Annotated in this window: 13 protein-coding genes and 4 tRNA genes; 4 read left to right on the forward strand and 13 right to left on the reverse strand. The window is 33.8% G+C overall.

The window, feature by feature from the left end:
* The first annotated feature begins 2 nt into the window (after nucleotides 1-2).
* The gene (locus ACKTTZ_RS10280) at nucleotides 3-2,261 is read left to right on the forward strand and encodes a DUF5074 domain-containing protein (RefSeq protein ID WP_407848695.1); all 2,259 of its coding nucleotides are present in this window, start codon (nucleotides 3-5) and stop codon (nucleotides 2,259-2,261) included.
* Between the two features lie 166 nt (nucleotides 2,262-2,427).
* Here ACKTTZ_RS10280 and ACKTTZ_RS10285 read toward each other — a convergent pair whose 3' ends face one another.
* The 13 genes from ACKTTZ_RS10285 to ACKTTZ_RS10345 all read right to left on the reverse strand — a co-directional run bounded on the left by ACKTTZ_RS10285 (nucleotide 2,428) and on the right by ACKTTZ_RS10345 (nucleotide 12,286).
* The gene (locus ACKTTZ_RS10285; RefSeq protein WP_081906412.1) at nucleotides 2,428-3,216 is read right to left on the reverse strand and encodes a T9SS type A sorting domain-containing protein; all 789 of its coding nucleotides are present in this window, start codon (nucleotides 3,214-3,216) and stop codon (nucleotides 2,428-2,430) included.
* Nucleotides 3,217-3,439: 223 nt separating this feature from the next.
* Nucleotides 3,440-4,213, reverse strand: a complete 774-nt coding sequence (locus tag ACKTTZ_RS10290; RefSeq protein WP_407848697.1) for a T9SS type A sorting domain-containing protein — start codon at nucleotides 4,211-4,213, stop codon at nucleotides 3,440-3,442.
* A gap of 301 nt (nucleotides 4,214-4,514) precedes the next feature.
* Nucleotides 4,515-4,586, reverse strand: a tRNA-Glu gene (locus ACKTTZ_RS10295).
* 63 nt (nucleotides 4,587-4,649) lie between these two features.
* Nucleotides 4,650-4,721 (reverse strand) — tRNA-Glu (locus ACKTTZ_RS10300).
* A gap of 82 nt (nucleotides 4,722-4,803) precedes the next feature.
* A tRNA-Glu gene (locus ACKTTZ_RS10305) sits at nucleotides 4,804-4,875 on the reverse strand.
* Nucleotides 4,876-4,885: 10 nt separating this feature from the next.
* Nucleotides 4,886-5,140 (reverse strand): 30S ribosomal protein S20, encoded by a 255-nt coding sequence (rpsT, locus tag ACKTTZ_RS10310; protein ID WP_002983073.1) that lies wholly within the window; start codon nucleotides 5,138-5,140, stop codon nucleotides 4,886-4,888.
* A gap of 66 nt (nucleotides 5,141-5,206) precedes the next feature.
* Entirely contained in the window at nucleotides 5,207-5,527 is a 321-nt protein-coding gene (locus tag ACKTTZ_RS10315) for a hypothetical protein (protein WP_407848699.1), read from the reverse strand.
* Nucleotides 5,528-6,089: 562 nt separating this feature from the next.
* Complete coding sequence (locus ACKTTZ_RS10320; RefSeq protein WP_407848701.1) at nucleotides 6,090-6,740, reverse strand: hypothetical protein; 651 nt, start codon at nucleotides 6,738-6,740, stop codon at nucleotides 6,090-6,092.
* Nucleotides 6,741-6,756: 16 nt separating this feature from the next.
* A complete protein-coding gene (locus tag ACKTTZ_RS10325; protein ID WP_407848702.1) occupies nucleotides 6,757-7,578 on the reverse strand; it encodes a DUF1963 domain-containing protein in 822 nt (273 codons plus the stop codon).
* Nucleotides 7,579-7,799: 221 nt separating this feature from the next.
* Nucleotides 7,800-8,432, reverse strand: a complete 633-nt coding sequence (locus ACKTTZ_RS10330; protein WP_407848704.1) for a hypothetical protein — start codon at nucleotides 8,430-8,432, stop codon at nucleotides 7,800-7,802.
* 16 nt (nucleotides 8,433-8,448) lie between these two features.
* The gene (locus ACKTTZ_RS10335; RefSeq protein ID WP_407848706.1) at nucleotides 8,449-10,422 is read right to left on the reverse strand and encodes a hypothetical protein; all 1,974 of its coding nucleotides are present in this window, start codon (nucleotides 10,420-10,422) and stop codon (nucleotides 8,449-8,451) included.
* A gap of 445 nt (nucleotides 10,423-10,867) precedes the next feature.
* A tRNA-Glu gene (locus ACKTTZ_RS10340) sits at nucleotides 10,868-10,939 on the reverse strand.
* A gap of 60 nt (nucleotides 10,940-10,999) precedes the next feature.
* Entirely contained in the window at nucleotides 11,000-12,286 is a 1,287-nt protein-coding gene (locus ACKTTZ_RS10345) for an N-acetylmuramoyl-L-alanine amidase (RefSeq protein ID WP_185103663.1), read from the reverse strand.
* Nucleotides 12,287-12,339: 53 nt separating this feature from the next.
* On the opposite strand from ACKTTZ_RS10345, the gene ACKTTZ_RS10350 reads away from it, so the two are divergent.
* The 3 genes from ACKTTZ_RS10350 (at nucleotide 12,340) to ACKTTZ_RS10360 (ending at nucleotide 15,903) form a co-directional block, all read left to right on the forward strand.
* Nucleotides 12,340-14,925: a putative LPS assembly protein LptD gene (locus tag ACKTTZ_RS10350; RefSeq protein WP_407848708.1), complete on the forward strand. Its 2,586-nt coding sequence runs from the start codon at nucleotides 12,340-12,342 to the stop codon at nucleotides 14,923-14,925.
* A gap of 142 nt (nucleotides 14,926-15,067) precedes the next feature.
* Nucleotides 15,068-15,448: a RidA family protein gene (locus ACKTTZ_RS10355; protein ID WP_034694591.1), complete on the forward strand. Its 381-nt coding sequence runs from the start codon at nucleotides 15,068-15,070 to the stop codon at nucleotides 15,446-15,448.
* Nucleotides 15,448-15,903: a hypothetical protein gene (locus ACKTTZ_RS10360; RefSeq protein ID WP_034694594.1), complete on the forward strand. Its 456-nt coding sequence runs from the start codon at nucleotides 15,448-15,450 to the stop codon at nucleotides 15,901-15,903. Before ACKTTZ_RS10355 ends, ACKTTZ_RS10360 begins: the two co-directional genes overlap by 1 nt.
* Nucleotides 15,904-15,918 lie beyond the last annotated feature (15 nt).

Raw genomic sequence — 15,918 nt, forward strand, 5'->3', positions numbered from 1 at the left:
AAATGAAAAAGTTTTATCTTTTTATGATGCTTTTTCTGTTTGCAGGTTTATCAACTGCACAGATAAAAGTTCAAGGTGTACCCAGAAATGATATTTCAGGGATCAGCAAGCTCAATACCACTACCATCAGTTTTTCTGATATTCAGTATTGGGTAGGATCAGGAACCAACCAGGCTGCTTTTGTAGTACAGTGGAATGACAGTAAGAATCCTGATGCCATGGTTTGGGGATTCAAATGGAACGGAAATGCTACCGGTGAAGATATGCTGAAAGCTATTGCTAAGGCAGATCACAGATTATATACATTGCTATATCAGGGAACACAGTTTGGATCAGCTGTTGGTGGAATTGGTTTTGATCTGAACGGTCAGGGAACTAATGCACTGATCAAAAGCGGAAATACCACTTATCCTTTATACCCGGTAAATGGTTTCGTGAATACGACAGCCTATGATTTTGACAGCTACACGATTGTAGATGCGGCTAACGATCACTGGCAATCCGGATGGACGGTTAACGGGTACTGGTCATATTGGGTAAAGAACCCTGCAGATGCTGATTTCGGATATTCTAGCGTTGGAGCTTCTTCACGTGTATTGGAAAACGGTTCTTGGGATGTCTGGAATTTTAACGTAGGATTTAATCAAACTCCTATTTCTTCTACCATCACTCCGGTTTCTCCGTATGTTGCTTCCAATAACTTTACCAATGGATATTTCATGGTGAATGAAGAATGGTTCGGTCATACTAACGGTTCTGTTAACTTCATTGATAACAACGGACAGATTAACTATCGTGTGTACAGTAACGCAAACAATAATCAGGCTTTTGGCGCAACTACACAATACGGAACAATCTATGGTGATAAATTCTATTTCGTTTCAAAACAAGCTGCTGATGGAGGAGATACTCAATATACTCCTGGAGGAAGATTGGTTGTAGCCAATGCGCAGACCATGCAGAAACTTGCAGGATTTAATAATATCGGAGGTGGTGATGGTAGATCATTTGTAGGAGTGAACGAACATAAAGGATACATTGGTACTTCTACTGGAATTGTTACTTTCAATATTGATAATTTACAGGTAGGTTCTTTAATTACCGGAACAGGTGGAAACGGACAGATCGGAAACATGATCCGTACGTCACAATATGTTTTTGCGGTGAAGCAAGGAGTAGGAATTTTAGTGATTAATCCTAATACTGATACGATAGTGAGTACAATTGCCGGAGGTTTCTACTCAGTTGCTCAGGCTAAAGACGGAAGTGTTTGGGGAATTCAGGATCAAAAACTGATCAACATTAATCCTACTACTTTTGCTACTCAGGTTTATAATATTCCTACAACGAAATATATCGGAGACTGGGGCGCATGGAATGCCGGTAAATTTTCAGCAAGTAATAAAGAGAATGCCTTATATTGGATCAATTCAATCAGCAGCTGGAGCTCAGGAACACAGATTGTAAGATTCGATGTAACAACAAAAACATTTAACGAAAACTTTGCTGCAATTCCTGGACAAACAGGTCAGTTTAAACAAATTCCTTACGGAGCAGCACTTCGTGTAAACCCTATTACCGGAGAATTAGTTCTGAATACCACAGAAAGCGGATACGGTGCACACTACCAGAAAAACTGGATTCATACGTATGATATGACGGGTGCTCTTATCAATACAAAAACATTGAATGACTATTATTGGTTCCCTTCATTGACGGTATTTACCAATAATTCAGCTCCTGTTGTAAGTAACGTTTTACCTTCACAGGTTACAGCGGGAAATACGACTGCAATTGATCTGAAATCAATCGTTTCTGATGCTGATAATTTGGCTGTGTCAGTAGTAAAGTCAATCAAATCAAACAGCAATCCTACAACTGTTTCTGCTGTGATTAATGAGAATGATGAACTGGTTTTAACGCCACTTGTTTCAGGGACGTCTGATATTGTGATCAGTTTTAACTCAAACGGTAAGCTTGTGGAAAAAACACTTACAGTAAACAGTACAGCTTCCACTTTGGCAACTGCTGAGGTGAAGAAACTAGAATTTGGTATTTATCCAAATCCGGTTACTGATATTCTTACCATTAAAACTCAGGAGAAAATCCAGAATGTTTCTATTTATGATGCATCAGGAAGAATTGTTAATGCTCAGCTGAACAATGGACAGATCAATGTAAGTGCACTTCCAAAAGGTATTTATATTTTAAAAGCTGTGACAGATAAAGCGGTTTATCAGCAAAAATTAATCAAAAACTAATAAGAGTTTAGATCGTAATCTTGTTAAATAAAACCTCTGGTCAATTTTGATCAGAGGTTTTTATTTGTCCTTTAGTATGATTTTAGAGGGCATATGCTCATCAATGGGATATAAAAACCCGGCAAGCTTGGAAAGCTTGCCGGGTTCGATCTGTTATGTATCTTTTTTATTTGATAATCACTTTTTTAGAGTATGTTTTTCCTTCTTTTGTCTGAAGTTTCATAATATATACTCCTTGTGGTTGTTTGGTTTCAAAAGAATTTGATGTCAGTTTAGAACGGAATACTTCTTTTCCTGAAGTATTGGTAAGAGTAACCTCTGAACCTTCAGCAGAAACATTTTTATCTAGAGTAAACTGTCCATCCTTGCTGTGAGCCATGAAATTGATGAAAGGATCTTTATATTGGTAAGCATAATATACTCTAAGCTCTCCGCCAATATTCAATAATCCTGAATTTACATTGATTTTAATACGGTCAAAAGGAATGTTCATGGTCATCTCAATTTCACCTTTGCTTGGATCGCCTGCTCCAAGGTTGATCAGTTTTGTAGCAAGACTTGTGTAATCGTTATTGGAAACATCTCCGTTAAATGTTTCAATAGATGCGCCACCCAATACCTGAGCAGATAGAGGAGTTCCGTTAGAACCAATAGCAATAACAAGTTTGTTGGTATTGTTCGCGATATTGGTAGTAGGGAAGATCAATGTCTGTTCCGTTCTTGCAAGAAGACCTACTGAAACCTGTAAAGTAGAGTAGTCATTCTCGTTACTTCCTACAGCATTTTGAGGATTCAATACACCACAACCCAGGCATACTCCAAGGACCTGATTGGTTTGGCTGCTTGCATAAGTTTTTACAATTTGTGCAGTAGACATTGCGCTCGTTAAAAATAGGAATGATGCCAGAACTGCAGCTTTCATCGTGCGTTGGCCAAATAATAAATAAGTTTTCATATGTAGAAAAATTTTGGGTTTTAGCTTTTTTGTAAATTTATAAATAAAATGATTATGCTGCTTATTTTATTTCATAATTATGTGATTTGTTAATAATTTATTGATATTTGTAATTATGAATTTATTTTTATTTAATAATTATATGGTTGTATTTGTCTGAAAATGAGTGAAAAAAATGCGGCAGCTTTAAAAGTCTGCCGCATTTATTGTATCGCTTATTGAATTATTTGATTAAAATTTTTCTGGAATACGTTTTTCCTTCTTTGGTTTGTATATTCATGATATAAACACCTTCCTGTTGTTTTGACTCAAATGTGTTTGATCTCAATGTAGAACGGAATACTTCTTTTCCTGAAGTATTGAACAAGGTAATTTCTGAACCTTCTACAGAAACATTTCCGCCAAGAGTAATTTGTCCGTTTTGACTGTGAGCCATAATATTCATCAAGGGATCCTGGTAAGCATAATAAATTCTGAAACCACCACCAAGGCTGAGAACGCCACCTGTTAATCCGATTCTTATCCCATCATAAGGTTTTGTAGGTTTGAATTCTACCGTACCTCTGTTAGGAGTTGCACCCAGTTTAAGAAGGCTAACGTCAATGGTTCTGCGGTCTTCGTTCGAAGTGCCACCATTCATGGTTTCAAGCGTTACTCCGCTTAATAACTGTACAGATAAAGGGATATTGTCTGTCCCGATTCCTACTACCAGCCTGGTGTCTGCTCTCAGGTCTGGAAAAATCAGCGTTTGCTGGATTCCTCCCAATAGCACTGTGCCCAATACCATTGTTGAATAGTCGTCTTCATTGTCTCCTACAGCATTGAGCGGATTATCTATACGGCATCCAAGGCAGGCTACTCCGAATACTCCTGAGCTTTGTGCGTGGGCATAAATTCTGTTTTGTGCCATTGACATGGTGCTGGCAGAAAATAAAAATAAAGCCATCAATCCGGCTTTTAAAGAAGATGGGCTTCCCGAAAATAAATTGAATTTCATGTTATATATTTTAGAATGAATAGTTTTATTCAAATTTAAGGATTAATGGAAGAAGTATGAAATAATATTTCCATTATTGGTGATATTTTTAATGAAATTTAATATGACTTCACAGGCTGTGATGAAAATAGCATAAGAAGTTTTGTTGGTGAGATATGTTGACTGAGAAAAAATCCCGTTTTCGCTCGAAAGAGTAGGTGTAATAACTATAGAAAGCTTAAACCTGTTGATGCTTTTGGGGAAAAGTTACTGAAATAGTATATGTAGAAACGAAAAAAGGACTTTCGAAAAAGTCCTTTTGTAGCCCGTAGGGGAATCGAACCCCTCTTACCAGAATGAAAATCTGAGGTCCTAACCGATAGACGAACGGGCCCTCTATCTTCCATTACCGAAGTAATGTGTTAGCTTTTGTTTTTATAAGTGTCAACTCTTATTGTAGCCCGTAGGGGAATCGAACCCCTCTTACCAGAATGAAAATCTGAGGTCCTAACCGATAGACGAACGGGCCGGTTAGATTTATTTAAATATAGCTTTTTCTACGGCGATCTTTATAAAACCACCGTTGTTACAGTGGTCTTATAAGATGTAAGTAGCCCGTAGGGGAATCGAACCCCTCTTACCAGAATGAAAATCTGAGGTCCTAACCGATAGACGAACGGGCCAGCTATATTGTTACGCTAATTTATTAACGTGCTTTGTTAATTTGCTTTTCAAGTTAGCCGCTTTGTTCTTGTGGATAATATTTTTCTTAGCTAATTTATCCAATAAAGCGATAACTTTTGGCAATTGTTCTGTAGCAGCAGCTTTGTTCTCTTCATTTCTTAAAGCTTTTAAAGCTGTTCTAGCAGTCTTGTGGTAATATCTGTTACGAAGTCTTCTAGTTTCGTTTTGTCTGATTCTCTTTAGTGCTGATTTATGATTTGCCATATCGTTTAAATGTGAGTGCAAAACTATAAACTTTTTTTTAAACTACCAAATTTATTTTTAAAAATTTTAATTTTCTTCTGATAGGTACTTTCTCAGTTTATTTATTGCTTGTTCTATTTTTAAATTTTCTTGTTCTTTCTCTATTTTTTTGATCGTATTTCCCAGCATGATCAGTGCATTATTCCATTCTCCAGTGGTATTGGTGAAAGTAAGTCCGTCAATTGTTACTTCAAAAGCAACCCTTTCTCCAGTCCTATAAAGTCTGAAACTGATTTTATCATCTTTGCCTGTAATCCCGTCTTCATTGATTTGTAAATCATAACTTTTTGGGTTAGAGTGGATTTTCTTAAAAAGCAATTTCGCTTCCTGTATTTTTAAATCCGGCATGATATAAAATTTGGTAGCCTGTAGAAAACTACAGACAATGATTTATCAATATTATTTTTCATCAGTGCTGCCATATTTGGATGACCAACCATGGCTAAAATTTTTGCAAATATAATGCTTTTGTCTCATATAACGTAAATGGAATGCTTTTTTCAAATAAAAGTCTCTGTCTTTTCAGTATAATGACAGTAATTTTCAGATTGTCAGCGTACTAAAATTTTGGTACTCTTGCATTTATAATATATGTCTCAAAATTTGAAAAGTTCTTCAAAGTTGTTAATGCTTAAAAATATTTTTTTAAAGCAAAAGACAAAATGAAGTAGCTTATAAAAAAACCTTTAACTCATCAGCTAAAGGTTTTTTAATTGTAGCCTATAGGGGACTACAAATAATCGTTTATTAATAGGTATTTTAGGTAATTAAATATGAAATGTAACCATATTTGTACCACCAATTACATTTTTAATATAAATTAGAAACTCTCTTAAAACTAATCAATAGGTATTAATTTTAATTATCTCGGTTGAATTTTTGTTATTCTAATTTAAAAATTATAACTTTTTTAATTAGCTGTTATTGTATCTAATTTAAATCTTCTTTCAAAACCTTTAATACTATTTTGTGTTTCCAAAATACTTAAAGGGTAATACTTTTCTAAAATAGATTTATCAAATACTACAGGGTGGTATAAGGATCTTATCTTTTCAGTCACCCACATTTCACGTTGATAAATTATATCTCCTGCAAAAGCTAGATAATCTTCGTCGGAACTTTCTTTATTTTCCTGATATTGATAAGTTACCTTAAAACAATCATATCCATTAATTGTTTTTCTGTTATTTCTATCCTCATCAATTTTTAGAATTATATTTTCAGAAAAAGGTTGTTGGTTTATTTGTCCAAATTCATATTGATAGATTTGCGTGGAATCTTCTACATAAATAAATTCCATAATATCTACTTTTGCAGTAATCATTTCATCTATTTGTTGTTCTCTATCCTTATTTTCTGGATTATTAAGAAAGGACTTTCTAAGCGATTCTTTAAACTTTTGTTTTGATACTTTTAATGACTCATCAAATAGCTTAGGGCTTGTAATTTTTGTAATTTCTCTAAATATAATCTCTCCTTTTGTAGGAGTAAAAAAGCCATTGGTTTGAGCTTTAATTCCCAAACCAATTGATATAATAAAAATGTAAATTATTTTTCTCATAATTTTATATTTCCTATCAAGTATTTTGAATGACCAGCTTTATATTACAAAAGTTTTTATTTACCAAATCGTCTTTATGAATACCAAAATATGCTACACTATCCCCTAGATTTGTTAACCCAATTTTTGGATCTGCAAAGTTCAATTGTAGAAGAAGGAGAAAATTAGCTTCTTCCTGTTCTATGAACTTTATTTCTTCTTTCGAATATTGTTCATTCTTATCCAAATGTAAATATTTAGCTGCCCACCAAAATCTTACTGTTCCCTGAAGCGCCTGAGGGTGTCCTAATATATGATGCGTAACATCATAATTACCTTCTGTAATACGACTATTTATTTGAAAAATAATATTTTCAATATTTTCTATTTCATCATCTTCAATGTTACTTTTCTCAATTAGGCTTTCTTGATAAGATGGGAATGTGTAAATTTCTGAAAATGAAAGAGAATATTCATTTGATATGGATGTTATATTTTCTTTTTTGAAATAATTTAAATTTTCCTCATCACAATATAAAATCTTAAAATTTTCTTTCTGATCAGGAAACCTATTATCTAAAGTAGTGTTTAAAAAAAAATATAAGTTTCCATCTTTTGGTAAAATTTCATTTTTATCTTTTATTTCGTTTAAAGATATTTGTGCTAAAAAAGTAAGGGATAAATCCAAATTATCAATATCTTTCTGAAAAAGAGGTTTTCCACCTATTCTTGATAAGTTTAATTCATTAGACTTTGGTACTTCCAATGAGAACGCAATGGCTGGAAGTAATAAAGATTTTATTAATTCCTTATTTTTAATATTTTTATTAATTGAATCAATTATTTGGTCTTTAAGCATAGTTAAAAATTTAAATGATTTAAATATGTCTGGTAGGGTTGTTATTTGTTGCAAGTCTAATATCGAAAATTGAATTTGCAACCATAGTAAATATTTGTCACTGAGTTAGGCTTGAGTGATAATACTCAAGCCATAAACATCAGATTATAAAAAGATAGGTTCCCTAATCTTATATTTTCCCATATACTTTTTCTCCTTTTCCTCAAAAAGAATTTTTATTTTCAATCAATAATTTTACATAAACCAAAGAGATTAGACTTTATAAATTCTTTAATTTTATTTTGGAACTCTTCAATAAAATCTGTTTCATAAAAGTATGATTCAATAAAATTAACATTTTTAATAATCTTATATCCTTCAACAAATGAATTCCATCTTTCGTCCCAATCATAACTGGATTCCAAAAATTTTTTTTGAATTTCTTCGATTGTTTCAAAATTGAAAAAGTAATCTTTTAAAACCGCTTTGTAATCTTCAGACAATTTGTTAAATTTTAAGATTTCAAGAGATTCTAAAACTAGTACACTTAATTCTAGTTCATTAAATAGGAATTGGTAAATTCCTCCATTATTTACTTGGCTTTCAAAATTAATAAGGCCAAACAAAATTCGTTGTTCTTTTGTTAGCATATTTAGAAATTCACCATGTGTCATATTTTTCTCCCAATATTTATTCATAGAATAAACATCATTAGATAATTTCATGCATAAATCAGTATACTCATTTTGAAATTGGTTAAATGGTAAATCTGAATATTTATGAGATAACTCTATCAAATATTGACTTGATATTTCGGGTAAATATCTTTCAGATGAGTTTAGAGATTCAATTCTAACAAAATTTAAAGGTATCATTAATTAAAATTTATAGTTAAGGTAATACAATATCATTCAAATGCGAGTTTGGATTATTTATAATCCACGTCTTAATGTCATTTATGAGTCCTGTAAGAAAATTATAACATTCTTGTGGGGTTGCATTAGGGTGGGTAGACGTAAAAGAATTTAATTTCTTTAATATTTTATTTGTGTAAATATAATGATTTGGTTGATTTCTCCAAGATGTAACAGCAATACCATTTAAAGCTTCATCAATATGAAAGGCGTTACCAGATAATGCAGCACGTTGTATTACATCGTGTTCAATAATAATTTTGGCACGAGGAATTACATGATGTGCTTGTTTTGTTACATCTGTTAAATTAATTGCTTTTCTCAGTTTAGAGTATTTACCAAAAGTAATAATACCTCCTGTCCCTTTTATCATTCCCAGTGCCAGTTTACTTCCTCCTGCAACGGTAATTGTTTTAATTGCAAATTTAGCCCCTGCTGCTCCCCACCCTGCAATAGGTATTGCAGAAGCGAAACTTAGGCTCGCATTTAATCCATCACCTTGGATAGTGTAAATTATCCCATTTGTAATATCAGCAACTTCACCCACAACAGGTACTAATCCTAAAACATCTAATAACAGCTGGAATGTTTCTCTTGATGCTTCCCAAAAACATTTTCCTTTACTCCATGAGGGGTAATATTTTCGTAGATGTAAATAATTTGTTGCAATTAGTTTTACTTTTTCACTAATAAAAGCTTGGGGTACTACAATGATAGAAGGACAGCATTGATTAAGAACTGTTTCCATTTGAGCATCTGTCATATTATCAATATCTGCATAAGAGGTAAATGCAACAAATGCTTCATTTGTCTCTTTTATGTAACTCTCATCATATGGAGAATTTTCAATCTCCAAATTGATAGTTACATAATCTTTAATCTCTGATACTGAAAGTAAAGAAAGTTTATGATGGAAATCTAATGTATAACCATCGAGAAAGAACTTTTTAAACTGTGCTGTGGTTATAGTACTTGGCAAATTTGCCTGCAAACACAGAGTGATAAAATTTTGAGATTCTATACTCCCTCCATTTAAATCATAAAAAGCTTTAAAAGTATCATAAAAATCAGTGTTAGCTGTATCATTAATGATAGCTTTCAAATCTATTGGAAGTTTTTTAACATACTTGAAAAATGTGCTAAGAGTTGGAATTGTTGGAGTATTTGTGTTTCCACCTAATCCTGTAATAGGACCCAATTCACCACCTCCTGGTGATCCGTCATCTCCCAAGGCTGTACTTGCTGTACATACTAATGCTACTACTGTAATATGTTGAGCGGGATAACCTCCTTGGTTTTGCCAATTACAGCTTCCCCAGCTGCTTTCATTTCCTTGGTGGTGCTCTCCTGTATAACAAGAAAAATACATATCTACCGTTTGATAAGAACAGGATTCTACAGTTCCCATATTCCTGTTAGAAACTGCCCCTCCATATGTTCCTTTTGCAAGTTCAATTACGGTTGTTTTACCAGCTGTTTTCACTTCTTTTCCTGCAAGTAAATCTTGTTTTTCCTGTGGTGTGAAATTATAAGTTACTAAAAGCTCCTTATAAGTTCCATCAGGTAAGGATGTTAATATCAGATTTTCTACAGGTGCATTCTCAGGCGCATTTTCTCGTACCAGATTAAATGTGTAAGTATGGAAAGTTGGCCCATATTCAATATAAGTCACGTTGTCTGTGTCAATCGAAACTCCATTGGCATAATCAACTGATTTGCCTGATGCGTTGGTTTTTACTTCTGTTAGATTGTTTTGTGCTTTTTGTAATTCAGTTTTAAGAATCAATTTGTGTTTACTCTGTTCTAGATGAATTGTTTTAGATGTTGGTCTGAATTGGTTGCTATTGTTGTATGTTTCTTGTTCTGTTACCAGTTCTGTATTTCTGCAAGAATACAAAGAGACCATGATGGCTACTAGCAGTAGTAACCGCAAAATAAATTTGTTTTTCATTTGAATTTAAATTAAAATTATTGTGTTTTATTTTATGAATATCCTTTTATTTATCAACTCCTATTTTTAGAGAAAATCGAGAAACTGCTGTGATTTCAATATGTAAAAAAAACAAATTGTTATCCATGGGTAAGAGACTCAATTTTACTTGAAAATGACTGAGATAGTTTATGATAGTAAAGCAGATATTCCTATTATACATAGGCGAAAATATCTGTTAATTAAATAGATTCCTAGTTGATTTTATTCTAAAATATACCTAAAACTACTAAGATGTTTTATTGTTGTTTACTGTACGCGAGAAGTGATAGGGAGAAGCTCTGTTGAGTATAAAAGCTCTGGATAGCTCTGGGTTTTCAAAGTCAGGATTCTACAATGTATGGTGTTTAATAGAGTTTGAACATAAAAAAAGGACTCTTTTAAGAAGTCCTGATTTTAAGGGTTGTAGCCTATAGGGGAATCGAACCCCTGTTGCAAGAATGAAAATCTTGAGTCCTGACCACTAGACGAATAGGCCAAATTTTGAGGTTGCAAAAGTAGGAATTAACTTTTAAACTTCAAAATTATTTTTTTTGATTTATTTGTAGACCTTTTGTATCACAGTATTTTTGACACCTTTAGCTTCAAGTTCCTTTTGAAGTTTTACAGCATCTTCCAATGTATATACTTTTCCATAGGTGTAGTAAAATACACCATTGTCCTTATTTCGTTCCACATCTTTTAAATTCTGGAGGATATAAGAATTGCCATTCAGCTTATCGCCAGCATACACTTCGATCGTATAATATCCCATACTGATTCTCTGATTCGGCATAAATCCTACAGCAAATGCATTTCTGAAACCTGCATCTTTCGCTGTTTTAAGATTAATATCTTTTACCGAAGCCATATTGGTTACAGCATAATAATACTTGTATTGTCCGTTTTCTTTAAGCGTAAGAATATAGTTCAGACCTTTCAGGGCAGGATCATTTTCATTGTATTTCGTAGGAGAACTCATCAATAGAATTCTGAAATCATTTTTCAAAGGAACTTCTGCAGGCTTTTCAGGTTCAGGCTTTCTGACTGCAATAGAACCTCCGGATTTTCTGTCAACTGCTTTTTTATAATCAATGATAGCATTATAGATACTTTCTGCAATTTCACTCTGTCCTTTGTCTGAAGCAATATAGTGGCTTTCTTCAGGATGGTTGATGAAACCTGTTTCTATCAGTACAGATGGCATGGCATTCATACGGAGAACGTGAAGGTTTTTCTGAAAAACACCTCTTGAAGATCTTTTATCTTTATTAACAAAGTTATCTTCAACCAATCCTCCCAAAAGAAGACTTGATTCCAGATACTTACTTTGCTGAAGCTTCAGGGCAATTAATGACTCCGGAGAATCAGGATTATAAGAACCAAAGGTTTGCTTATCTTTTTCATCCAGGAAGATTACATCATTTTCCCTTTTGGCTACTTCAAGATTTTCGTTATTCTGGTTGGGGCCCTGTACATAAGTTTCAGTTCCATAGGCTGTAGGTCTTTGGGAAGAATTACAGTGAATGGATACAAAAAGGTCAGCCTTGCTTCTGTTGGCCAGATTGGTTCTATCAGATAGAGAAGGGTATTCGTCAATTTTACGGGTATATATTACTTTGAAATCTCTGTTTTTCTCTAACATGGCACCTACTTTTAACGTAATGGCAAGTGTAATGTCTTTTTCTGCGACTCTTCCAATGTCGGAATATGTCCTGTTGGCTCCATGATCACTTCCTCCGTGTCCCGCATCCAGAACGATAGTAAACTTCTTTTGAGAGAAAATAAAGTTACTGGTTAGGATAAGGAGAAATGATAAAATTATTTTAAAATTTTGTTTGTGCATCTTACAGTTATAAAAATTATATTAATTTTGGGCCTTAATTATATAGTATAAAATTGGCCAAAACCGTCTTCAAAAATATATTACAAATTTTAATTATCCTAATTTTTAACAATTTTTTAGCACAGAAAACTCCTGAAAAATTGCCTAAAAATGCGGTTAATGATACTATTTCCAAAAAGGATACCATAGTTGTAAAAAAAGAACCCTTAAATGATGTTCTTCGTACAAAAGCGGATGATCAGAGGAGAGATGTCCCTAAAAAGATGACATTCCTGAACAAAAATGCTCAGGTAAAATATCAGGATATGCAGATTGATGCAGATTATATCTCTATTGATGATAACAAAAATCTGATCTATGCGCGAGGAAAACAGGACTCTTTAGGGAAAATTGTAGAACCTGTAATTACTACGCAGGCCGGAAAAAAATACGAAACCAACGAGTTCAGCTATAATACAAAAACAAAACAGGCTATCGCTTTCAATGCAAGAACAGAAGAAAGTGAAGGGGTAATTATAGCTCAGAAGACTAAAAAATATAATGATTCCGTATTCGCAATGAGAAAAGCGGATTATACAACGGATGATTATTTCATTAAGAAAAAAGATACGGCAGCGGATTATTTTATGAGAGCTTATAATATTAAGCTGATTAAAACCAAAACAAAATCCCAGATCGTTACAGGTCCTATTCAGATGTTTATCGAGCAGGTACCTACACCGCTTTACCTTCCGTTTGCTATTTTACCGTTTTCAGATAAAAGGGCTGCAGGTATTCTGATCCCGAGTTTCGGGGAAAGGGAAGATGTAGGTTTTTTCCTGAACGGGATTGGATATTATCAACCTATCGGGGAACATTTTGATCTTAAAGTTTTAGCAGATATTTATACAAAAGGAAGCTGGAACTTGCGTCCTCAGGTGAATTATCAGAAAAAATACCGCTATTCCGGAAACTTTACCGCAGATATTGGTACAATGGTAAGAGGTATCAAAGGTTTGGATGATTATACTAAAAACAGCACCTATAGAATCAACTGGACACACGCTCAGGATTCTAAGGCAAATCCTTTCCTTACGTTCAGTGCTTCTGTGGATATTGTAAGTACCAAGTTCTATAATAACCCGTTGAATAACAACTATATTTTCAACCAGAATGTATTGAATACACAGCAGAACTCTACGGTAACTCTTACCAAAAGATTCCTGAAACTTCCGATGACCATTACAGGAACTGCTTCTTATTCACAAAACTTTGCAACAGGACTGGCAGACCTTCGTCTTCCACAAATGAACGTAGCAATAAACCAGTTTTATCTGTTCAAATCAAGAACAGGAATCAGACAGGGACTTCTTGAAAATATTACGGTGAATACAGGATTCAATCTTACCAATTTCGTAAACACTCAGGAGAATGAGTTATTTAAAAAAGAAATGTGGGATAAGATGCAGACAGGGCTTAAAAATAACATCGCATTGGCAACCAATACAACATTGGCCAAATATTTCACTTTCAGTTTAAGTGCTAATATTGATAATGCGCTGACAACAAAAACGTTGAACAGATTTTATGATCCGATAAAGAATGTAACAGTTGATGAGATCAATAAAAACTTTACGGGATATTCTACATTCTCAACTTCTGCAAGTCTTCAGACAACGCTTTTCGGAATGATGAAATTCAAAAAAGGATCAGCAGTAGAAGCTGTAAGACATATGATGACTCCAAGTGTAAGTTTCACTTATTCTCCGGATTTCTCAAGTCCTAACTTCGGTTATTATAAAAATTATTACAATGCAACAGGTGCTCTGACTCCTTATTCAATTTTTGAAAAAGGAATCATCGGAAGCCCACAAAGTGGAATGCAGGGTGCTCTAGGTTTCAATATCGGAAACAATATCGAAATGAAAGTAAAGTCTAAAAGCGATTCTACAGGAGTAAAGAAAATCAAAATTTTTGAATCTTTAAACCTTGCGGGAAGCTATAACTTTGCTGCTAAAGACCATCCTTGGTCTGTATTCTCCATCAACGGACAATCTTCTTTCTTTAATAATAAACTTACTGTAAATACCAGTCTTGCATTAGAACCTTATAAAATTGACTTCTCATCAGGACAGGATACCGGAGTAAGAACAGAACAGTTTGGGCACTTCAGTGTACAGGGATTCAACGTTCAGCTATCTTATCCTTTAAGCAGTGAGATTTTTGGAGAGAAAACAGATTATGCAAAGAAATATTCGTCGAAAGGAGAGGTCCGAAACGAAAATTATTATTTTGATGATGATCATTATGCTCACTTTGATCAGGCATGGACTTTAAATATCAGTGCAAATTATGCATATTCAAAAGGATTAAGCAAATTTGCCAATAAAATTGCGTCCATAGGATTGGACGGTAGTATCAAGTTAACTCCTTACTGGAATATTAACGGAAGTACGCATTATGACATGGTGACTAAAGAATTGGCATATACAAGAATTGGTTTTTCAAGAGATCAGCGAAGTTTTACGATCAATTTCAACTGGGTTCCTTTCGGACAGTATAAAGTATATGACTTCTTTATCGGTATCAAAGCCAATATCTTAAGTGACGCATTGAAGTACAAAGACAGAAGCTTTACTCAGCCTAATGCACCTTTCTAATATCAGATTGGCATTTGACAATATAAATTTTATATTTGCAAGCAAAATAAATTCTAATGAAATCACTGTTGGCAGAATTCAAAAACCAACGAATATGGCAGATAGTGATTGCATATAACCATAGAAAAAATAAATATCCGCTATGAAACAAATAATCAACACAGTTAATGCACCTGCAGCTATCGGACCTTATTCACAAGCTAATATGGCCAACGGAGTTTTGTATATCTCCGGACAGATTCCTGTAGATCCTGCAACTGGTAAATTGGTAGAAGGAATTGAAAAAGAAACGCACCAGGTAATGAAAAACCTTGAAGCGATTCTTACTGAAGCCGGCATGACTTTCAAAAACGTTGTAAAAGCTACTATCTTCCTTAAGAGTATGGATGATTTTGCTGTAATGAACGATATCTATGCATCTTACTTAGATTCAGAAAGCTATCCTGCCCGTGAAACAGTACAGGTTTCATGTTTGCCTAAAAATGTGGATATCGAAATTTCTATGATTGCACATCAGGATTAATGAACTTTATAAGAAATACAATTGCGGTTCTGATAGGTCTTGGTATTGCAGGGCTTATTATTACTCTTGGTATAAGGGCTTTTCCGCAATGGGTAACTTTTGAGGCTTTTGCTCCGTTTGAGCACTGGCAAAGGTTTCTTTTCAGCATGAAAGATGATAAGGCATTTTTCGGTTTCCTTTTGTTTATTTCCGGATTAGGAACTACCATTGGGGGAGTGGCGACAGCTATTATCGTTAAATATGCTAAAGTAGCCTATGCTATTCTGATTGGCTTTATTATGCTTTTTATTGCCATGTTGGATGTTATTATTTTTCCATATCATCCTACATTTTATAAGATCTCCATTTTCCTTACATTCTTTCCGTTTTCCTGGATTGGAGGTAAGATTGTAGAAGTGATCTACGAAAGAAATAAAAAGAAAAGTATCGCTGATAAAATGAACAAGTCTAAATAAATAATAAAAAAACGC

Source organism: Chryseobacterium sp. KCF3-3 (genome assembly GCF_045865955.1).
GTDB lineage: Bacteria > Bacteroidota > Bacteroidia > Flavobacteriales > Weeksellaceae > Chryseobacterium.